At 69.8% G+C, this 20,863-nt stretch carries 17 protein-coding genes; 3 read left to right on the top strand and 14 right to left on the bottom strand.

Annotated elements, in window-relative coordinates:
• Positions 1 to 149: 149 nt before the first annotated feature.
• From ABLE94_RS03485 to ABLE94_RS03420, 14 genes are all read right to left on the bottom strand, one after another.
• The gene (locus ABLE94_RS03485) at positions 150 to 851 is read right to left on the bottom strand and encodes a cell division protein FtsQ/DivIB (RefSeq protein WP_348808061.1); all 702 of its coding nucleotides are present in this window, start codon (positions 849 to 851) and stop codon (positions 150 to 152) included.
• Positions 848 to 2,440, bottom strand: a complete 1,593-nt coding sequence (murC, locus tag ABLE94_RS03480; protein WP_348808060.1) for a UDP-N-acetylmuramate--L-alanine ligase — start codon at positions 2,438 to 2,440, stop codon at positions 848 to 850. Before murC ends, ABLE94_RS03485 begins: the two co-directional genes overlap by 4 nt.
• 37 nt (positions 2,441 to 2,477) lie before the next feature.
• The gene (murG, locus tag ABLE94_RS03475) at positions 2,478 to 3,680 is read right to left on the bottom strand and encodes an undecaprenyldiphospho-muramoylpentapeptide beta-N-acetylglucosaminyltransferase (protein WP_348804083.1); all 1,203 of its coding nucleotides are present in this window, start codon (positions 3,678 to 3,680) and stop codon (positions 2,478 to 2,480) included.
• Positions 3,681 to 3,873: 193 nt separating this feature from the next.
• Positions 3,874 to 5,799 carry a putative lipid II flippase FtsW gene (gene ftsW / locus ABLE94_RS03470; protein WP_348808059.1) on the bottom strand — a complete coding sequence of 642 codons (1,926 nt, stop codon included), beginning with the start codon at positions 5,797 to 5,799 and terminating at the stop codon, positions 3,874 to 3,876.
• Entirely contained in the window at positions 5,796 to 7,484 is a 1,689-nt protein-coding gene (gene murD / locus ABLE94_RS03465; protein ID WP_348804085.1) for a UDP-N-acetylmuramoyl-L-alanine--D-glutamate ligase, read from the bottom strand. The genes ftsW and murD overlap by 4 nt, the downstream gene beginning before the upstream one ends.
• A 25-nt stretch (positions 7,485 to 7,509) precedes the next feature.
• Complete coding sequence (mraY, locus tag ABLE94_RS03460) at positions 7,510 to 8,607, bottom strand: phospho-N-acetylmuramoyl-pentapeptide-transferase (RefSeq protein WP_348804087.1); 1,098 nt, start codon at positions 8,605 to 8,607, stop codon at positions 7,510 to 7,512.
• Between the two features lie 30 nt (positions 8,608 to 8,637).
• A complete protein-coding gene (locus ABLE94_RS03455; RefSeq protein WP_348804088.1) occupies positions 8,638 to 9,201 on the bottom strand; it encodes a UDP-N-acetylmuramoyl-tripeptide--D-alanyl-D-alanine ligase in 564 nt (187 codons plus the stop codon).
• Positions 9,194 to 10,843 (bottom strand): UDP-N-acetylmuramoyl-L-alanyl-D-glutamate--2,6-diaminopimelate ligase, encoded by a 1,650-nt coding sequence (locus tag ABLE94_RS03450; protein ID WP_348808058.1) that lies wholly within the window; start codon positions 10,841 to 10,843, stop codon positions 9,194 to 9,196. Before ABLE94_RS03450 ends, ABLE94_RS03455 begins: the two co-directional genes overlap by 8 nt.
• Before the next feature lie 168 nt (positions 10,844 to 11,011).
• Complete coding sequence (locus tag ABLE94_RS03445; protein ID WP_348804090.1) at positions 11,012 to 12,925, bottom strand: peptidoglycan D,D-transpeptidase FtsI family protein; 1,914 nt, start codon at positions 12,923 to 12,925, stop codon at positions 11,012 to 11,014.
• 21 nt (positions 12,926 to 12,946) lie between these two features.
• Positions 12,947 to 13,834 carry a cell division protein FtsL gene (ftsL, locus tag ABLE94_RS03440; RefSeq protein WP_348808057.1) on the bottom strand — a complete coding sequence of 296 codons (888 nt, stop codon included), beginning with the start codon at positions 13,832 to 13,834 and terminating at the stop codon, positions 12,947 to 12,949.
• Positions 13,831 to 14,772, bottom strand: coding sequence for a 16S rRNA (cytosine(1402)-N(4))-methyltransferase RsmH (rsmH, locus tag ABLE94_RS03435; RefSeq protein WP_425476133.1), 942 nt, complete (start codon positions 14,770 to 14,772; stop codon positions 13,831 to 13,833). Before rsmH ends, ftsL begins: the two co-directional genes overlap by 4 nt.
• A gap of 284 nt (positions 14,773 to 15,056) precedes the next feature.
• On the bottom strand, positions 15,057 to 15,497 hold the full coding sequence (mraZ, locus tag ABLE94_RS03430; RefSeq protein ID WP_348804093.1) for a division/cell wall cluster transcriptional repressor MraZ: 441 nt from the start codon (positions 15,495 to 15,497) through the stop codon (positions 15,057 to 15,059).
• A 595-nt stretch (positions 15,498 to 16,092) separates the two neighbouring features.
• Positions 16,093 to 16,494: an SCO2097 family morphological protein gene (locus ABLE94_RS03425; RefSeq protein WP_348804094.1), complete on the bottom strand. Its 402-nt coding sequence runs from the start codon at positions 16,492 to 16,494 to the stop codon at positions 16,093 to 16,095.
• A 176-nt stretch (positions 16,495 to 16,670) separates the two neighbouring features.
• Positions 16,671 to 17,132, bottom strand: coding sequence for an SAV_6107 family HEPN domain-containing protein (locus ABLE94_RS03420; protein WP_348804095.1), 462 nt, complete (start codon positions 17,130 to 17,132; stop codon positions 16,671 to 16,673).
• A 304-nt stretch (positions 17,133 to 17,436) separates the two neighbouring features.
• On the opposite strand from ABLE94_RS03420, the gene ABLE94_RS03415 reads away from it, so the two are divergent.
• The 3 genes from ABLE94_RS03415 to ABLE94_RS03405 all read left to right on the top strand — a co-directional run bounded on the left by ABLE94_RS03415 (position 17,437) and on the right by ABLE94_RS03405 (position 20,802).
• Positions 17,437 to 18,108: a GNAT family N-acetyltransferase gene (locus ABLE94_RS03415; RefSeq protein WP_348804096.1), complete on the top strand. Its 672-nt coding sequence runs from the start codon at positions 17,437 to 17,439 to the stop codon at positions 18,106 to 18,108.
• A gap of 33 nt (positions 18,109 to 18,141) precedes the next feature.
• Entirely contained in the window at positions 18,142 to 19,776 is a 1,635-nt protein-coding gene (locus ABLE94_RS03410; protein WP_348808055.1) for a phytoene desaturase family protein, read from the top strand.
• Between the two features lie 69 nt (positions 19,777 to 19,845).
• Complete coding sequence (locus ABLE94_RS03405) at positions 19,846 to 20,802, top strand: LppM family (lipo)protein (protein WP_348804098.1); 957 nt, start codon at positions 19,846 to 19,848, stop codon at positions 20,800 to 20,802.
• Positions 20,803 to 20,863: the final 61 nt, after the last annotated feature.

Below are 20,863 nucleotides of genomic sequence, written 5' to 3'. Positions count from 1 at the left end.
GGCACCGGTGCGCCCCAGACCCGGGAGGCGCCTCGGCGTGTCGCCAAATCCCCGCCGATATGTCGGAAAGCGGGGCGCGGACGCCCGAATCGCCGCGCGCTGTCGCGCCTCCACCTGAGATGGTGCGCCCCTACCGAGATGGCGTGCCGCTACCGGTATGTCGGAAAGGCGGGGGCGGAGACGTTGAACTGCGTGGCGTCGCGGGTCAACAGATAACTGAGCGTGCGCGCCTTCTCCGCACCCTGGGAATCGTCACCCCACACCACATTCCGATTCCCGGTCAGCTCCAGGTGGATGTCCACCGGCGAGGAGGCCGTGACACTGACCACCTGCTTGGACAACGACGGCGGCAACCCGGCCACCACCGCCAGCGCGGCCCGCGTGGTGGGATCGGCAGGACCCGGTGTCGCGGTGTGGAAGACGGGCAGCTTCTTGATGTCCGGCGGCGCCGAGGCCGCGGGATAGGTGAGGTAGCCGACCCCGGACCGATCGAGGACGTGGAGCTTGTCCCCCTCGGTGACCACCGCGACCGGGACCCGCTCGGTGATGGTGATCTCCAGGGTCGACGGGTAACTGCGTTGCACGCGTGCCGATTCCACCGACGGGATCGCGGCGATCCGCCGTGCCGCGGCACCGGTGTCGACCTGCAGCAACGGGGTTCCCGACGGCACCGCGGCCGCGGCGAGCACCTGAGCCCCCGGCACCGTCCGGGTACCGCTGATCTCGGTGCCGCGCACCGACATCAGCGGTGTCAGATACGCGACGAGCACCGACCCGACGATCACGACGGCCGCCACCACACCGCCCAGCAGGATCCGGGATCGGCGACGCCGTGGCAGCCGCGGCCTCACGGTTCCGCCGGTTCGGGGCTCGCCGGTGCTGGGCCCGCCGGTGCTGGGCCTGCCTGTTCTGGGCCCGCCTGTTCCGGGCCCGCCTGTTCTGGGCCCGCCGGATGCGGATCGGCCAGCACGGCAAGGATTTCCGGGCCCTGCATGGTGATGTCCCCGGCACCCAGCGTCAGCACGATGTCCCCGGGCACCACCGCCGCGGCCACCGTCTGCGCCAGCGAGGACAGGTCCGCCACGAACGTCGCCGGACGCGACATCCGCTCCACGATCATCCGCCCGCTCACACCGGGGATCGGGTCCTCGCGCGCCCCATAGACGTCGGCGACGACGACCACGTCGGCCAGATCGAGTGCCGCGGCGAACTGATCGGCGAATTCCTCGGTGCGCGAATACAGATGAGGCTGGAAGACGGCGATGACGCGTCGCTCGACGCCGGGATCGGCGTCGACGATCGCGCGCGCGGCGGTGAGCACCGCGGCCACCTCGGTGGGATGGTGTGCGTAGTCGTCGAAGACCTCGACCCCGCGGGCGCGGCCCTTGAACTCGAACCGCCGACGCACCCCGGAGAAGGCCTCGATGCCGTCGATCACCCCGGATAGATCGGCGCCGGCGCACACCGCACCGATCGTCGCCCCGATGGCGTTCCGCGCCATGTGAATACCGGGCAGCGTCAACGACATCCGGCGGGATTCGGCGACGTCGTTGACCGGCGGCGCGAACCGGACCTCGACATCGCTGCCCGCGGTCGTCGGCGTCCACGACCGCACGCTCGCCACCATCGACACACCGTCGGGCACCGCCACACCGTCGGTGCCGTATCCCAGCACCGACACACCCCGGGCGGCCAACGTCGCCGCGCACCGCTGCGCCAGCGCCCGCGCGCCGGGATCGTCGAGGCACACCACCAGGACGCCGCCGTCGACGATCCGGGCCACGAAGGCGTCGAACACCGCGACGTAGCGCTCGACGGTACCGAAGTAGTCGAGGTGATCGGACTCGATGTTGGTGATCACGACGATGTCGGGCGTGTACTCGAGCAGCGAACCATCGCTCTCGTCGGCCTCAGCCACGAACACCGCACCACTGCCGTGATGGGCGTTGGTGCCCGACTCGTTCAGCTCACCACCGATCGCGAAGGACGGATCGACACCGCAATGCTGCAGGGCCACCACGGCCATCGACGTCGTCGACGTCTTCCCGTGCGTGCCCGCGACGAGGACCGTGCGATACCCGACCATCAACTCGGCCAGCACATGCGGGCGCAGCAGGATCGGGATACCCCGGGACCGGGCCGCGACGAGTTCGGGATTGGTCTTCGGGATGGCCGCATGGGTGGTCACCACCACCGACGGCCCGCCCGGGATCAGATCGAGCGCCGACGGGTCGTGTCCCACCTGGATGTGGGCGCCGCGCGCACGCAGGGCGAGCACACCCCGACTGCTCTTCGCGTCCGAGCCGGACACCGCCGCACCCCGCGCGAGCAGGATCCGCGCCAGCCCGGACATGCCGGCACCGCCGATACCGACCATGTGCACCCGCCGCAGGTGGGCCGGCAGCGTTCCGGCACCCGATCGCGTCGTCTCGCCGGTCATCGACTCACCTCCACCCACTCGTTCCGATGCATATTGTTCACTGCTCCGGAGCCGAACCCGGCGAGCGAAACGCGTGTGCCAGGTGTCCGCGGTGATCTCCGGCCCGGAACTGCGCCGCCAACTCCAGCGCCGCCCGCGCCACCTCGACCGCCGCATCCCGATGGCCGGTGCCCGCGGCCGCCGCCGACATCGACGCCAACCGCGCCCGATCACCGAGCAACGCCGGGATCTCCCGTTCCACCCACTCGGTGGTGAGATCGTCGTTGTCGACCAGGATCCCCCCGCCGGCCTCGACCACCGGGAGAGCGTTGAGTCGCTGCTCGCCGTTGCCGTGCGGGAGCGGCACATACACCGCGGGCAGCCCGGTGGCCGACACCTCGGCCACCGTCATCGCCCCCGACCGGCAGATCGCCAGGTCGGCGGCGGCATACGCCAGATCCATCCGCTTGAGATAGCCGACACCCTGATACGGCGGTGCGCCCGCCGGGGTCGCCGGATCGATCGAATTCTTTGGCCCGTAGGCGTGCAGCACGCCGATGCCGGCACGGCCCAACGCCCCGGCAGCACCCTCGACCGCCTTGTTGAGCTGTTGGGCCCCCTGCGACCCACCGAACACCAGAAGTGTCGGCGCCTCCTCGTCGAGGCCGAAGTAGTGCCGGGCCTTGGCCCGCAACGCGGACCGGTCGAGTTCGGCGATCTGGCCCCGCACCGGGATTCCGACGACGCGGGCATTCTCCAGCCCGGACCCGTCGACCGCGGCGAGCACCACATCGGCGAAGCGGGCGCCGACCTTGTTCGCGATACCGGCCGACGCGTTGGCCTCGTGGATGACGATCGGCAGTCTCTTCTTGGCGCGGAGATGGGTCTGCGCCGCGAGGTACGCCGGGATCGACACATACCCACCGAATCCGACGACGACGTCGGCCTGCACCGAGGCGAGCACCTTGCGTGCCGCGGCCACCGACCGGGCCAGCCGCGCCGGCGTCTTGGCCAACTCCAGGCCGGGCTTGCGGGGCAACGGCACCGGCGGGATCAGGGCCAGCTCGTACCCGCGGTCGGGAACCAGGGTGGTCTCCAGGCCCCGGCGGGTACCGAGCGCGGTGATCCGGGCCCGCGGGTCGAGCCGCCGGACGGCATCGGCCACGGCCAGCGCCGGCTCGATGTGTCCGGCGGTGCCGCCACCGGCCACCACCACCGACAGCGGGCGACCGCTGCCATCCGCCTGATCAGGCGAGTCCATCGCTTCCTCTCCGTGTGAGCCGAGGTCCGGCTCGTCGTCCGAGTGCATCACTGCGCGTCATGCGGGCCGCGCCCCACCACGGTTCGCCCCACCACGGGTTCGCCGCGGCACCGGTCACCGAGGACGGTTCACCCCGGCCCGATTTAAGCCGGGGCACACCCGGCCCGGGCCTCGCCCCGGTCATCGGGTCCGGTCACCGTCGGGCCGGGCGACCGGTGTGCGCCCGCGGCTCCGACCTCATCGGCGCACCCGCATATCGAGTTCTCGACGGGCCACCACCGGCGCGGGTGGCGCCGGGCGTCGGTGCGCCACGATACCGAGCAGGAGAATACCTGCCGGGCGACGCCGGCGGCGCAGCCGGTGACGGCACCATCGCTGACGCGTCACCGCGCCCGCCGGGCCACACACGTCGCCAGCCCGATCGGGCCGGTTCGGCCGGTCCGGCGGCCGTCGGTCGCTGTCGGCGCGCCGGCGCGGCCCCGGATCGCCGGCCGTCGAGGCGGTCACGCAGCACCTCCGCCCGGGACGGCTGGTAGGCCACCGGCGTGGGCAGACGGAACAACCGGCCGAAGCGACGGGTGGGCGGCGAGGACAGCGCCACGACCGCCTCGGGTTCGTGGCGGGCCGCATTCGCCAACAACCCGAGCATCGCGAGCACCGTCAGCGTCGACGTGCCACCGGCCGACAGCAGCGGCAACTGGATACCGGTCACCGGCAGCAGCCCGATGACGTAGCCGATGTTGATCAACGCCTGAGCGGTGATCAGCACGGTGATGGTGGCGGTCATCAGACGCAGGAACGGGTCGGTGCAGCGATGCGCGATCCGGAAACCGACGAACGCCAGGATCACGAACAGCATCACCACCAGCAGCCCGCCGATCAGGCCGAGTTCCTCACCGATGATCGCGAAGATGAAGTCGTTGTGGGCGTTCGGCAGGTAGTTCCACTTGGCCCGGCTCTGACCGAGACCGACCCCGAAGACGCCGCCGTTGGCCAGGGCATAGGTGGCCTGGCGCGCCTGGTAACCGGCACCCTGAGGATCGTCGATGCCGCCGAGGAAGCTCATCACGCGCTGCGATCGGTAACCCTCGACCAGGGCCAGCAGGATGGCGATGGCGATACCGGTGACCGCGAAGGCACTGAACACCTTGATCGGCAGGCCGGCGAACCACAGCAGGGTGCCGACGATGATGGCGATCGTGATGGTGGTCGACAGGTTGGGTTCGAGGATGATCAGCAGACAGATCAGCACACCGACCGGCAACAGCGGGATCAGCAGTTCGCGCAGCGGTGCATGTTCCCGGCGGCGCGAAGCCAACAGATGGGCCCCCCACACGCACAGCGCCACCTTGACCAGCTCCGACGGCTGAACCGACAACCCCGAGATCACGAACCAACGCCGAGCACCCTGGCTCAGCGTGCCGATCCCGGGGATCAGCACGAGCGCCAGCAGGATGGTCGTGACGATCATCAACGGCGCCGCGACACGACGCAGCAACCGCACCGGCAGGCGCAACGTGAAGTAGAAGACGACCAGGCCCAGCAGCGCGAACACCACCTGGGTCGCGAACAGCCCGTAGGCCGAGCCGTCCTGCGAGTATCCCTCGACCGACGACGCCGAGAGCACCATCACCAGGCCGAACACGGTCAGCAGCAACGCCAGCGTGAGAACCAGGTGATACGACGCCAACGGCCGACCGAGCAGGCTCCGCACACCCTCGCCGATGGTGCCGACGACCGAGCTCAGCGACCCGGTCACCGTCGTCGCGGATTCCGCGTTCCGGGCACGCGCGGATCGGCCGGACTTCTTCGCCGCGCCCCCCGCCGAACCCGCCCGCGCATCCCGCTTCTGATCGGTCGTGTCCCGGTCGGCCCCGTCACGCGTACCCGGCGTGGACTCGTCGGCCGCGGGGTCCGCCGGCACCGTGTCGCCCGGAGACGATGTCGGCGCCTTCGACTTCTCGGTGCGTCCTGCCTTCGACTTCTCGGTGCGTCCTGCCTTCGACTTCTCGGTGCGTCCTGCCTTCGACTTCTCGGTGCGCCCTGCCTTCGACTTCTCGGCGGGTCCTGCCTTCGACGCGGCGCCGGCATCTGTGCCGGTGTCGGTCCGCGGGGTCATGGGCGCGTCGGCTCGTCGGTACCGGCTGTCGGTGACGATCCGGCCAACGACCGGGCCGCCGCGGCGAACGCGTCACCGCGCCGCCCGTAGCCGGCGAACATGTCCAGCGATGCCGCGGCCGGGGCGAGCAGGATCGCGTCGGGTCGCTCACCGGCGTCCCGGGGCCCATCGGCGGTGACCCGCGGCCCATCGGCCAGGACCCAGGCGACCTCGACGGCCCGGTCCATCACCGCGACGGCGGCGTCGGAGGAGGTCGCCGGTCGAGAGGTCGGGGCCCCGGGAAGGTCGGATCCTGTGGGCAGATCGAATCCCGCGGGAAGGGAGAACTCGCGCTGTACCGTCACGCAGCCATCGTCCCCTGTGAACACTGTGACTGTTGGGACTTCTGGGGCGTGTCGCGCGATAGCCTCGACGATCAGATCCCGATCCTGTCCGATCACGACGACCCCGGCGAGGCGGGAGGCGACCGCGGTGAGCATCTCCGCCAGGGAGGCCCCCTTCAGCAGTCCCCCGGCGATCAGGACCACGCGCCGGTGCGCGGCGACCGCGGCATGCGCGGCATGCGGATTGGTCGCCTTGGAGTCGTCGACGAAGTCGATGCCCGCGCGGGTCGCCACGACCTCGCCGCGATGCGCGGCGGGCCGGAAAGCGCCCAGAGCAGCGCCGATGGACGCCGCGTCGACTCCGATGGCCCGCGCCAGCGCCGCCGCCGCCAACGCATCGGACTGTCCGGACGGCCCGGGCGGCGCGATGGTCGCGACGTCGGCGAGCACGACCCCGTCATCGCCGGGGACATCCCCCTCGAGCGCGAAGGCCCGGTCGATCAGGTGCCCGTCCCGGATGCCCAGCTCACCGGGACCCGGCTCGGCGAGCGTGAATCCGACCCGTCGGCCGGACACCGGCATGCCCGCGGCGACCGCGTTGTCGAGGCCGACCACGCCGACCGTTCCGTGCAAGGCGATCTGCTTGGCCTGCGCGTAGGCGTCGAACGATCCGTGCCAATCGAGATGATCGTCGGCGACGTTGAGCACCACCCCGGCCGCCGGTGCGATCGACGGCGCCCAGTGCAGCTGAAACGACGACAACTCGGCGCAGAGCACCTCCACGCGGGGTTCGGCGCGCATGGCGTCGAGCACCGGCAGCCCGATGTTGCCGCAGGCGGCCGCGCCACGACCCGCGGCGGTCACGATCTCGGTGAGCATCGAGGTGGTGGTGGTCTTGCCGTTGGTGCCGGTCACCACGAGCCAGGTCCGCGACGGTCCGTAGATCTGCGCGACGTCCAGACGCCACGCGAGTTCGACCTCACCCCACACGGGAACACCGGCGGCCAGCGCGGCGGCGGGCACCGCATGGGTGGGTGCGAACCCGGGCGAGACCACGACCAGATCGGTTCGTGCGGGCCAGTCGGCGTCGGCGAGCAGAGCGGTGATCGAGATCAGTGTGGCGCCACGTTCGACGATCGCCGCGGCCCCGGCAATCGGGGTGTCGGCGGTCGGGGTGTCCACACCGTCGTGTACCCGGTCGTCGGCGATGCGCACCCGTGCGCCGAGGGCGAGAAGGTGATCGGCCGCCGACATCCCGGCGGTTCCGCCACCGGCGACGACCACCGATCGTCCCGGCAACCACGTCGCCGGATCGTCGAGGCCATCCGCGCGCGGCGCGTCGGCGTCTGCGTGGTCACTCATCGCGTCCGCACTCATCGCGTGCGCCTCAGCCACTGACCGTGAGGAACTCGCCGTAGAACAGCGACAGTCCCAACGCGCAGGCGATCGCGGTCAGCAGCCAGAACCGGATGATGACCGTGGTCTCGGCCCACCCCCCGAGTTCGAAATGATGGTGGAACGGCGCCATCCGGAACACCCGCCGTCCGGTGGTGCGGAAGAACGCGATCTGGATGACGACCGAGACGATCTCGGCGACGAACAGTGCTCCGATGACCACCGCGAGGAGTTCGGTGCGGGTGGTGATCGACAGGCCGGCCAGCATGCCACCGAGCGCCAGCGATCCGGTGTCACCCATGAAGATCTTGGCGGGCGCGGCATTCCACCAGAGGAATCCCAGGCAGGCGCCGCCCCCGGCGACCGCGATCAACGCCAGATCCAGCGGATCACGCACGTTGTAGCAGCCCTTGGGGATGTCGTTGGCCGGCTTGGCGCCGCCGGAGCAGGCGTTGACGAACTGGAAGAAGGCGACGAGCACATACGAGCCGAGCACCATGGCCATCGATCCGGCGGCCAGCCCGTCGAGTCCGTCGGTGAAGTTCACCGCATTCGACCACGCGGCCACCACCAGCCACACGAAGATCACGAAGGCCACCGAGACCATCGAGATGACGTCGATGTCCCGCACATACGACAGGTACGGTCCCGCCGGCGTCAGACCGGCGTCGTTGCGGAACTGCAGGACGAGGACGCCGAACAGGATCGCCGCGATGAACTGCCCGATCGACTTGGCGGTCTTGTTGAGACCGAGATTGCGGTGCTTGTGGATCTTGATGAAGTCGTCGAGGAATCCGACGATGCCCAGGGCGGTCGCCAAGCCCAGGACGAGCAGACCGGAGGCACTGGGCCCGGCGTCGGAGTCCATGAAGACCCCGGCGAGGTGGGCGCCGAAGTAGCCGGCCCACAGCGCGATCAGGATCGCGACACCGCCCATCGACGGGGTGCCGCGTTTGGTCTGGTGGCTCTTGGGGCCCTCGACGCGGATCTCCTGTCCGAAGCCCTGGCGCGAGAAGAGCCGGATCAGCAACGGGGTGAGCATGATCGACACCGCCACCGCGATCGCACCCGCGATGAGGATCTGGGTCACCTGACGGTCCTCGCCTTCATTCGTTGATCGTTACCGTTCATCGGACTCGTCCGAATCATCTTGTGCCGCAAGGATGGTGACCTCGTGGCCGAGATCTCGCCAGCGCTGCGCCACGGTCTCGGGGGACAGCTCGGGGACGGCCAGCAGCACGGTGTCACCGGCGTGTGGCGTCCACGCCTGTTCGGCGACGACGAGGTCGAGGGCATCCTCGACGTCCTCGGCCAACCGCGCCTCGTCACCCCACGAGCCTTCCATCACCGCACCCTGATGCATCCCCCGCACCGCCCGGGACGAGGCACCGACACACAGCACCTTGTCGACCGCCAGCCGGACGGCCAGTCGCCCGAGCAGGTCATGCTCGACGACGTGCTCGTTCGCCGAGCGCACCGGACCGTCGGCCTCGTCGGTGCGCAGCTCGCCGAGGATCGCCCACGTGCGTTCGGCGTCGGCCCGATCCGGTTGCACCCCGGGCGGGGCACCGCGCGACACGCGTCGGGCACCGTCGGCCGACTCGACGAGGGTACGCAACAACCTGGCGACGTCGCGGGTCCGCGCCGATGTCGGCGCGGCGAGAATGGTGATCGCCTCACTCACCGGGCACCCCCGGTGCTGCGGCCGCCGCGGCGGCCAGGACCTCGGCGACGACCACACGGTCATCGAAGGGGTGCTTGACCCCGTTGATCTCCTGGCCCACCTCGTGGCCCTTGCCGGCCACCAGCACGATGTCACCGGGCCGGGCCCAGCCGATCGCCGCCTCGATCGCGGCCCGGCGGTCGCCGATCTCCCGCTCCTGCGCCCCCGCGGGCCGCTCGTCGGAGGGCACCTCGGCCAGGCCCGCGAGCATCGCCGACCGGATCGTCGCCGGATCCTCGGTCCGGGGATTGTCGTCGGTGATGATCACCAGATCGGCGCCACGCGCGGCGACGGCACCCATCACCGGGCGTTTGCCGTGATCGCGGTCGCCGCCCGCGCCGACGACCACCGCGATACGGCCGGTGGCCTGCCCACGCAGCGTCGACAGCACCGCCTCGAGGGCGCCGGGCTTGTGGGCGTAGTCGACGATCGCGAGGAAGGGCTGACCGGTGTCGACACGTTCGAGGCGCCCCGGCACCGACACCGACTGCATCGCCTTCGCGGCCTGCGAGGCGCTGACCCCGGCGGCCACGGCCACCGCGACCGCGAGGGTGGCGTTGGCGACGTTGTAGCGACCCGGCAGCGGCACGGTGACCTCGGTGGCGATCCGCCCGGGACCGCGTAGTTCGACGCGCTGGGAACCGTCGGCGTCCACCGTCGACGGACCGGCATGCCAGGATGCCGGGACGTCGGTGGTGGCCACGGTGATCGGGGCGCTCGGCGCACCGGCCGCGGCGACCTCGGCCATCCGCCGTCCCCAGTCGTCGTCGACGCAGATCACCGACCGCACCGCGCGCACCGACGAACCGGAGGAGAACAGTCGTGCCTTCGCCTCGAAGTAGGTGCGCATCGTCGGATGGAAGTCGAGGTGGTCCTGCGAGAGGTTGGTGAAGGCACCGACCGCGAAGTGCGCCCCGTCGACGCGCCCGAGTGCCAGGGCGTGGCTCGAGACCTCCATCACGACGGCGTCGACGCCACGTTCGACCATCGCCGCCAGCAGACCCTGCAGATTCGGCGCCTCGGGGGTGGTCAGTGAGCTGGGAACGGCGACACCGTCGACCCGCGTCTCGACGGTGCCGATCAGCCCGACGGAGTGTCCGGCGGCGAGCAACGCCGCCTCGACCATGTAGGAGGTGGTCGTCTTACCCGAGGTGCCGGTGATGCCGATGAGCTTCAGCCGCTGCGAGGGGTTCCCGTAGACCCGTGAGCTCACCGCGCCGAGCACGCTGCGCGGATCGTGGGCGACCAGGACCGCGTAGGTGGCCTCGGCGGGCGCCGAGCGGGCGATCTCGGCCCGTCCGGCGGCGTCGGTGAGCACCGCGGTGGCGCCACGCTCGATCGCCTCGGCGACGAATTGCGCACCGTGCGCCCGCGCGCCGGGGAGCGCCGCGAACAGATCGCCGGGCTCGACGTCCTGGGCGCGCAGACAGACCCCGGTGACGGTGGTCGATCCGGTGGCCGCGCCCACCAGGTCCAGGCGGGCGCCGGTGGACGCCGACAACACACTCACCTCGGTGGGTTCCACGTGCCGTGGACGACTCAGATCGGCCGCGCCCCGGGTACCCGACCGGCGACGGGAGCCGGACTCGCGACGAGATGCCATGGCGATAGATCCTCTCCTCTCCCCCTGCGGATGTCTCCGGCCGACCGATGACGGCCGCGGCGGGAGATGAACGCACTCACGATACCGTCAGGCATCCCCGCGTCCCGGGCGGGTCGCGCGGCGTCGTTCGAACTGTTTGCGTGAACCGCCGACGACGCGCCCGGCCGGTCAGGATGCCTGCAGAACCAACCTCGGGGTGGGCTGCGCGGACTGCGGAACGCGGTCGTGCTGCAGGATCCACGAGGCGATGGTGCCGAACAGCGGCGCCGCCGACTGGCCCCCGCTGCCGTCGGAACTGCGCCGCGGGTTGTCCAGCATGATCCCGACGACGAAGCGCGGATTGTCGGCCGGGGCGATGCCGGCGAAGGTGATGTTGTAACTGGAGTTCGAGTAGCAGCCGCACGACGGGTCGACCTGCTGGGCGGTACCGGTCTTGCCGGACAGCTGATAGCCGGCGACGGCACCCTTGGCCCCGGTGCCGCTCTGCACGCCCATCGGGTCGTCCTGGAAGACGGCCCGGAACATGTCGCGCACGGTCCGCGCGGTGTCCGGCCGGACCACCTGCACACCCGCGGGCGTCGGCTCGGTCTGGGCGCCCTGCCCTTCCCGCTGCTCCGACATCAGTATCCGCGGCGGGATGCGCAAGCCGTTGTTGGCGATGGCCTGATACATCCCGGTCATCTGCAGCAGCGTCATCGACAGGCCCTGACCGATCGGCAGGTTGGCGAACGAGCCACCCGACCACTGGCTCAGGGCGGGCACCTCGCCACCGCTCTCGGCCGGCAGTCCGACCCCGGTGAGCTTGCCGAGACCGAACCGGTTGACCATGTCGGCGAAACGTTCCTCACCGACCTGCTGGGCGAGCATCAGGGTGCCGACGTTGGACGACTTCCCGAAGATCCCGGTGGTCGTGTAGGGGGCCACGCCATGGGTCCAGGCATCGTTGACGGTGACCCCGGACATCCGGATGCTGCCGGGAACCTGATGGACCTGATCGGGAGTGGTGAGACCGTACTCGAGGGCCGCGGACGCCGTGATGATCTTGTTCACCGAGCCGGGCTCGAACGGCGAGGTGACGGCCGGATTGCCGAGATCGGCGTCGGGCTGTTCGGACAGCGGCGTCGAGGCGTTGAACGTCCCGTCGTTGGCCATCGCGAGCACCTCGCCGGTGCGGGAGTCGAGCACGACCGCCGACGCGGACTTGGCGCCGGAGAGTTGCTTGGCCTTGGACACCTCACTCTGTACGAACCACTGGATGTCGGAGTCCAGCGTCAGTCGCACCGTCGCACCGTTGATCGCCGGGTGCACGTTGCGGGTGGACCCGGGGATGATCGCCCCGTCCGAACCGCGGTCATAGGTTCGTGAACCGTCGGTGCCGGCGAGGACGGAGTCGAGTGAGGCCTCCAGCCCGATGAGGCCGTTGCCGTCGTAGTTGACGTCGCCGATCACGTTGGCCGCCAACGATCCACCGGGATAGAGACGGATGCTCTGCGGGTCGGCACCGACCTCGGGATAGTCGGCGATGATGCGGGAGGCGACCTCGGGGCTCACCGAGCGGGCGAGGTAGACGAAGGTCTCGTCGCCGGTGAGTTTCTTGCGCAGGTCGTCGACGCTGATCGATCCGCCGAGCGCCTCGGAGACGCCGGTGGCGATCTCGTTCAGTCGCGTGTCGACGTCGGGCAGGTCGGGGTTGTCGTGATGGGCCGCGCTGATGGCCGCGCGAACGGCCTTGGGCAGGAACGTCAGTGACCGTGCCTCGTCGGTGTAGGCCAGCGGCCGCCCGTTGCGGTCGAGGATCGCGCCTCGCTTGGCGGTGAGCACCTGGGTGTACTCACGTTGCTGCGCGGCCTGCGCGGACAGTTCCGGCGCTTCGATGGTGTGCACCACCACCATCCGGATCGCGACGGCGATCACCGCGAGCAGCACCACCACGCCGGCGATCCGGCTGCGGAGCACGAACGTCTCGGGACGCTTACCCGGACGCTTGGAACCGCGGGGCGGCTTCGGTGGGGTGACGCCGGTACCGCCCCTGCCGGAGGCAGGTCGTCCGGGTGCGGCGGTCGTGGTCGCACGTGTCGTCATGGTTGTCAATTGTCCACCGCGCTAACGGTTCTCCCCGGAATTTCCGCCCGGCGGGTTGCCGGTCGACGGCGCCGCGGAGGCCGGCGCGGAGGTGGGCAGCACGTTCGGCGCAGGCGTGGTGGGCGTTTGGCCCGATTCGACCGAACCACTCGGCGTCGACGACGGGACGGGTGTGGTGTTCGGCGCCGGTGTCGGAGTTGCCGGGGCGGACGTCGTCGGGGTGGATGCGGTCGGGGTCGCCGGGGCGCTCGTGGTCGTGGTGGTCGCCGCCGAACCGGACAGACCGACCGAGTCGTCGACCTTGTTGGGATCGATCTGTGCGGTCGGGTTCGGTCGCGGATCCGGGTTGATGGTGCCCATGCGGGTGCCGGTGGCCGGGGTCGGATCACCGATGATCCGCACCTTGCCGTCCGGACCGAGCACCATGCGCGCCGGGTTCTGTGCGGGTACCAGACCGAGCGCAGATGCCTTGTCGGACAACTCCGGTGCCGAGTTGCCCGATTCGAAGGTGCGCTTGAGCGCGTCGGCGTGGTCGGCCAACGCCTGATTCTCGTTGCGCGCCAAGCCGATTTCGTAGGAGTCCTGCGCCGCCATCGTCGACAGCCACAGGCTGGTACCCAGACCCAGCGCGAGCAGCAGCAGCACCGGAACGACGAAGGGAACCCGGGACAGCCGCTGCGAGAGCGTGATTCGCCGATTCCCGACGCCACCTGCGGCGGCCCGCAGCCGTGCCGCACGTGCCACGTCGGCGTCGTCGGCGGCGCGTCGTTTGCTGCGACGATCGATCGCGCGTTGGGCGGCCCGTGACCGCGTCGGGCGGTCCGCGTCCGCACCGCTCCGGCGCCGCCGTGAGTTGCCGGACGACCTCTCGCGCACTGCGTCGACGTCGACGTCGTCGATCAGGGTCATGACGTCACCTCCTCGGCGATTCGCTCGATCGCTCGAACCCGTACCGGGGCCGAACGCGGATTGCTCTCGAGTTCCGCATCGTCGGCGCGTTCTGCTCCGCGCGTGACGAGCCGGAAACGTGGTGCGGTTCCGGGCAATTCGACCGGGAGTCCGCGCGGTGAGGTGGACGTGGTGCGAAGTGCGAACTCCCGCTTGACGATCTTGTCCTCGAGCGACTGATAACTCATCACCACCACGCGTCCACCGACCCGGAGTGCGGCCAGTGCCGCCGGCAGCGCGTGGCGCAGTGCGTCGAGTTCGTGATTGACCTCGATCCGCAACGCCTGAAAGGTGCGTTTGGCCGGGTGCCCACCGGTTCGCCGGGTGGCGGCCGGGATGGTGGCGTAGAGCAACTCGACGAGTCGTCCGCTGGTGGTGAACGGCTCGCGGTCACGTTCGCGCAGCACCGCCGAGGCGATCTTGCCGGCGAAGCGTTCCTCACCGTATTCCGAGAGCACCCTGGCGAGTTCGCCATGTGAATAGGTGTTGAGGACGTCGGCGGCGGTGGGCCCGTCGGCGAGGGTCATCCGCATGTCCAGCGGGGCGTCGACGGCGTAGGCGAATCCCCGTTCGGCCTGGTCGAGTTGCATCGACGACACCCCGAGATCGAACAACGCGGCGTCGATCCGGTCGACGCCCGCCGCGGACAGGACCGCGGGGATCTCGTCGAAACGGGCCTGATGCAACGAGATCCGGTCGCCGAATGCGGACAGCCGATCGCCCGCGATGGCCAGCGCCGAGGAATCACGATCGATGCCGATCACCCGGGCATCGGGGAATTCGGTGAGAACGAGTTCGCTGTGACCCCCGGCGCCGAGTGTGGCATCGACGAAGATCGGTTGTGCCACAGCGGCATCGGAGAGCGCCGGCGCCGTCAGTTCGATGATGCGCCGGGCCATCACCGGGATGTGACCATGCTCGCCGGAGCGACGATTCGTGGCGGTTGCGCCGCTCTCGTCGTCATCCTGCGATGTCACCGTCGTGCCCCTTCGCGTGCGCCGGCCACGCCACCCGCGCAGGGCGATGTGGTCGGAATCGTTTCCTCGGCTACGGCGGCCACCGATGGTGCGGGGTCTCGCCCCGGTCGCGCACCTGGCGTTGGGGAAGTACGCCAGGGTCGGACCGGGGCGAGGCCTCGAACCATCCGAAGCCCGGTGCATCTGTCCGGCACCCATGTTCTCGGCTACAGCACCGCGCTCAGCGATGAGGAGTTCGCCGCCGAGAAGTTCTCCTCGTGTTGGTTCTGGTAGTCACGCCATGCCTGCGCGTCCCAGATCTCCAGATGATCGAAACTGCCGATCACCACGCATTCCTTGGACAGTCCCGCGTACTGCCGATGCTCGGCCGCCAGGGTGATCCGGCCCTGGCCGTCGGGGCGTTGCTCGTCGGTGCTGGCGAAGAAGTACCGCTGGAAGGCGCGCGCTTCGGGATCGTTGCGCGACGCCTCCATCGTCCTCTCCGCGATCGCATCGAACTCTTCGGCTCGATACACCGACAGGCTGTGGTCCTGGCCTCGTGTGACCATCACCCCTCCTGCCAGTGCGTCGCGAAACTTCGCGGGCAACGTGAGTCGCCCCTTGTCATCCAATTTGGGCGTGTAGGTACCGACAAATCGCACGGACATGTCGGCACCTCCCGCCCACCGGGTCCGACGTTCCGGTTCGCCTCACCCAGTGACGCCCACAGTACCCCACTTTCCACCACTTTCCACCCCATAGCCCCCACCACTTCCCCACCGATCCCCATATCCGCAGGTCAATCACCATTCAGAGAACACCGACACGCGGCGCGGCGCGTCGTTCACGCGAGTGCCCAGCACCCGGATCGTGTGAACAGAGGTACAGAAAGTGCCTGTTGAGGCGGGCCCGGGCCCGCGGTGGGGCGTGGTGGGGAACCGGGTGGGGCGTGGTGGGGAATGCGGTGGGGCGTGGTGGAGAACCCGGTGGGGCGCGGTGGGGAACCAACTGGGGACCCGGCGGGGCGTGATGGGGCCCGATTGGGGACGCACAGTCACGGCAGGACCGTTGCGAAGGACATCCTGGTGAGCAACCGCGCGGCCACCGGTCGAGAATCACGGGCGGACCCGGCATTGGCGTACCGGTGGCGGTGTACCCGTAGCGGCGTGCCGATGGCACACACGACGACGGCGGCGCACATTGTGTGCGCCGCCGTCGACTGGTAGAGCTGCGGACCGTCTGGTCCGAGATCAGGTCAGAGTGTCACTCGCCGTGCTCGAAGCGGCGGTTGAACCGTTCCTCCATGCGCTCGGTGAACTTACGCTTGGGCGCGGACTGCTTGCCACCGCGGCCGGCCGAGTCCGAACCGCCGGACGACTTGCCCGGCTTGCCGCCGCCCCACAACGCCAGGAGTGCGGCGCCGAACATCACGAGGAATCCGACGAGGGACAGGATCGGGAACCCACCAACCGTGAGACCGGTGATCGGTCCCAGCACCAGCAGGACCAGTCCGAGGACGAAAACGACCGCCGCTTGAATGCGACGACGACCTGACGACCGCCCGAGACGGCGACGTGTGACGCTGGACGCGAACTTCGGGTCCTCCGCGTACAGAGCGCTTTCGATCTCTTCGAGCATCCGCTGCTCGTGCTCTGAGAGTGGCACCGACCCTCCTTACCTGTTACCGACGAGTCATCGATGAGTGCGTTGCCGCGATCTTCGACGATGACGTGTCTCGCGGCGTTTCTTTCATGATACGAGGTGATTCGGGCGGCGACCACCATAACCGCCCCCGTTGGATCGAATTCATGTCTTCCGACCCCATCGATCGACCGATCCGCTCAGGCCGGATGCGCCAAGGAGGGCTCGGCGGAGGGGCGTCCACCGCGTTCATAGGCCATGACCAGCGTCTCGACGGCGTCGAGAAACTCCAGCACCCGGCGATGGGTCTCGGCGCCGACGCCGGGATCCACCGAGCGCTCGATCCCCGCCTCGATATTCATCCGAAGAGAGGATCGGGCGGCGAAGAAGTCGGCGTAGAAATCCAATTCCGGCATCACGATCGCCAGCCTGCTCCAGGCGTTCGTCGGCAGTCCGCGGGTGGATCGGCGCGAGGACTCCCCGATCGCGATCGCCGCTCCGGCGGCGCGCAGGGCGGCGAGGTAGAGCTGCCGGAAGCGTTCGGCGTCATCGATGACCGCGATGGCGTTGTCGAGGAGCAGATCCGCGCGTGACAGCAGGTCACGTGCCCGACCCACGACGATCGGGTCCACCACCGTTGCGGACTGTGCGCGACGTGCCATCGTGATCCCCTTTCCTCGTGGTGCCCGTCTCACCCGTTCCGCGCCCGAACCCAGCAGCGCCCGAACCCAGCAGCGCCCGAGCCCGGCAGCGCGATCGGCAAGTGTGTGTTCGCGTACCGTTCAACACGGCCCGGTGGCAGACGCTTCCCTCGTCCACCACCGGATCGTGTCGTCGTCGGGCATCGGCGAACAGCTTGCGGAGGCACATTCATCGAACACCCGTTCGACATATTCAATATAGCTAGATCCGCTCCAGAGATCAAGATGCCCGATGCCACCGACAATCCGACCAGAGAGGCTCCTCGTGACGATCCGGCTCGTCAGGCTGCAGGGACAGGATTCCGCTGTCTGGCTCGAGCCCGCGCTCGACATCTACGTCACGGCGATGAACTATCCGCGCGGTACCGAACTGCATCGGGCCGGACTCTGGCGCGAACACATCGCACGCACCGGGTGGACCGCGTTCGGCGCCCTGCAGCGGCTGCCCCCCGCGACGACCGCGTCGATGGACGTCGCCCGGCGCCGCATCGGATTGCCGATCTCACCGGACGCCGACGAGGTCCTCGTCGGCATCGCCTACGGATACCGCGGCGCCCGGGACCAATGGTGGAATCAGCAGCTGCGGGCCGGTCTGCGCGTGTCCGGACGCGATCCGCACGTCATCGACGACCTCACCGACAGCTACTTCGAACTGACCGAACTGCACGTCCACCCGACCGCCCAGGGACACGGGATCGGGCAGTGGTTGCTGTGTCAGCTCCTGGCCGACCGGCCCGAACGACACGTGTTGCTCTCGACTCCCGAGATACCCGACGAACGCAACCGCGCATGGTCGCTCTACCGCCGGATGGGATTCTGCGACGTGCTGCGCAACTTCACCTTCACCGGCGATCCGCGTCCCTTCGCGTTCCTCGGCCGCGGACTGCCCCTCGTCGATCCCCCCGCGATGCCGGCAGGTCGCCATGCCTGCCCGTGACCGGTCGCATCGCCTGCCGCCGACGATCGCGCGATGACCTCACCACCGATGACCTCACCCCATCGCCTCACCGACGCCGTCGTGGTGGGCGGTGGTCACAACGGGCTGGTCGCCGCCGCCTACCTGGGCCGGGCCGGGCGGTCGGTGCGCGTCCTGGAACGCGATACCGTGCCGGGCGGCGCCGTGTCGACCATCGAGCGCTTCCCCGGTTATCGGGTCGACCGCGGATCGTCGGCGCACCTGATGATCCGGCATTCCCCGGTGCCCGACGAGCTGTCGCTGAGCGCGGTGGGTCTGACCTACCTCGACTGCGATCCGTGGGCGTTCTGCCCCGCCACCGACACCACCGGCCCGATCGTGTTCCGCACCGACCTCGACGCGACGTGCGCTTCCATCGAACGCGCATGCGGCCCCGAGGACGCCGCGGCCTATCGCGACTTCGTGGCCACCTGGACCCCGCGCGCCGAGGCACTCATGCGGTCGTTCTACCAACCGGCCACCCCCGGCCGGTTCGCGCAGGCGTTCGGCACCCTCGGAACCACCGCCACCACCGCGCGTCGCGGGCCGATCGGCGCGCGTTCGGGCCGGATGCTCTCGCTCACCCAGGAGCTGATGTCCTCCGGTGATGCCCTGCTGGATCGCTGGTTCCGCTCCGAACAGCTCAAGGCGGCCCTGGCCTGGTTCGGAGCGCAGTCCGGTCCGCCGATGAACGCTCCGGCGACCGCCCCGATGATCGGTTTCGCCGCGCTCATGCACCGGATACCGCCGGGACGTGCGGTCGGCGGCAGCGGCGCGCTCACCGAGGCGTTGTTACGCCGCATCGATTCCGACGGCGGCGAGGTGCGCACGGCATCCACCGCCACCGAGATCGGCCGATGCGGCGACCACTGGCGGGTGCGGACCGCCGACGGTGAGGGTCATTGCGGCCGAACCGTCATCAGTGCCTGCCACATCATGACCACCCTCGAGTTGCTGCTGGCCGGCGGATTCGACGCCGATCTCCTCACCCGATGGCGTTCGCAGATCGTCGTCGGCACCGGGATCGGCATGGCGGTGCGGCTGGGCACGCGCGATCTGCCCACCTACCGGGATCTGCCCGGCGATCTGCCCGCCCATGGCGTGCACTCCGGGCTCGGACTGCTGGTGTCGGATCGCGCGCACCTGCGACGCGCCGAGGCCGCGGCCGCCGTCGGAGAACTCCCGGCGCGACCGGCCTGTGTGGCGATGAGCTACTCGGCGATCGATCCCTCCCTCGCCCCGGCCGACCGGCATCTGATCACCCTGTGGGCGCAGTGGCATCCGCGCCGGCTCGCCGACGGAACCTCCTGGTCGGCCGCCGAACACTTCGCCACCGACGCGATCATCGCCGAACTCGAACGTCACGCCCCCGGCATCACCGACAGCGTCGAGCACCGCTTCGGGCAGACCCCGGAGTTCCTCGAGTCCGAGTTGGGTCTCGTCGGCGGCAACATCATGCACGTCGAGATGTCGATCGATCAGATGTTCATGTTCCGGCCGCATCCGGACCTCTCCGACCACACGGTGCCCGGCGCCGACGGGGTGTTGCTCGCCGGCGCATCGACCCATCCCGGCGGCGGCGTCACCGGGGCCAGCGGCCGCATCGCCGGACTCGCCGCGGTCGCGCGGACCCGTCGTCGCCGTCGCTGACCCGCCACGTCGGTCACCGATGCCGCCACGGACGTGTCGCCCACCCCGCGGCGACGGGTCTCTGGCACGATGAGCACCGTGCGCCCGCCGACTCCACGACCGATGCCGCGTCCCCGCAACCATCGCCGCCCCGCCTTCCTGCTCGCGGTGCTGCTCATGCTGGCCGCGCCACTGATGTCGGGATGTCTGGAACGCTCGACGACGGTCGGCGATCGCTTCGCGGGCAGCGTGATCGTCGCGACGAGCCCGGACAATCCGCGCGGCGCACCGCAGTTCGACATCCCCGAATCGATGCGCCGCGACATCGCGATCACCGACTATCGCGAAGGACCGTCGACCAGCGCCTCGGCGCAACCGCAACCCGGCGGTGGCACCGCGGAGGGGGACGACACCGCGACCCGGGTCGGTAGTCGGGCCACATTCAGCAATCTCACCGCCGGACAACTCGGCCAACTCGGCGACATCGTGGCCGACAGCTTCGGCGACACGACGATGACGATGGAGCTCAGTGCCAAACGCAGCGGCGACGTGGTGCGGTTCCGCGGCACCGCCGACCTCACCGGCCTGGTGGCCAACCGCGACTACGTGAAACTCACCATGTCCTTCGCGGGTCCGGTGACCGCGACCAACGGCGATCAGAGCAGCGACACGTCGGTCTCGTGGACTCCCGAACCCGGCAAACCCGCCGACTTCACCGCCGAGGCCACCTATGCCGATCCGGCCACCGCGGCGTTCGGCGGGTGGACGATCCTGATGGTGCTGATCTGCCTCGCGGTGGTCCTGGTGGTCGCCCGGCTGGCCTACGTCTCCCGTGATCGCAGCCCGCGCCCGGGCCGGCCCGCCGAGACGGCGAAGACCTCGAAGACGAAGACCGGCAAGCGATCGACAAGCAAGAACACGAGCGCCGATGCCGCTTCCCCCGGACCGTCGGGTCCCCGCGGCGACGAACCCGCGCGGGATGCGGCGGCGGTCGGATCGACGCCGACGGCGGGCCGACACGAGATACCCCGCTCGGAGAGCGAGTAATCGCCTGCCTCGCCGGGCGATTGCCGGTGGGATTGCCGGTGGGATTGCCCAGGCGGCCGGC

Source organism: Gordonia sp. VNK1 (assembly GCF_040049135.1).
GTDB lineage: Bacteria > Actinomycetota > Actinomycetes > Mycobacteriales > Mycobacteriaceae > Gordonia > Gordonia oleivorans.
Note: the sequence above shows the minus strand (reverse complement) of the source record. Positions and strands in the feature narration are given on the sequence as shown.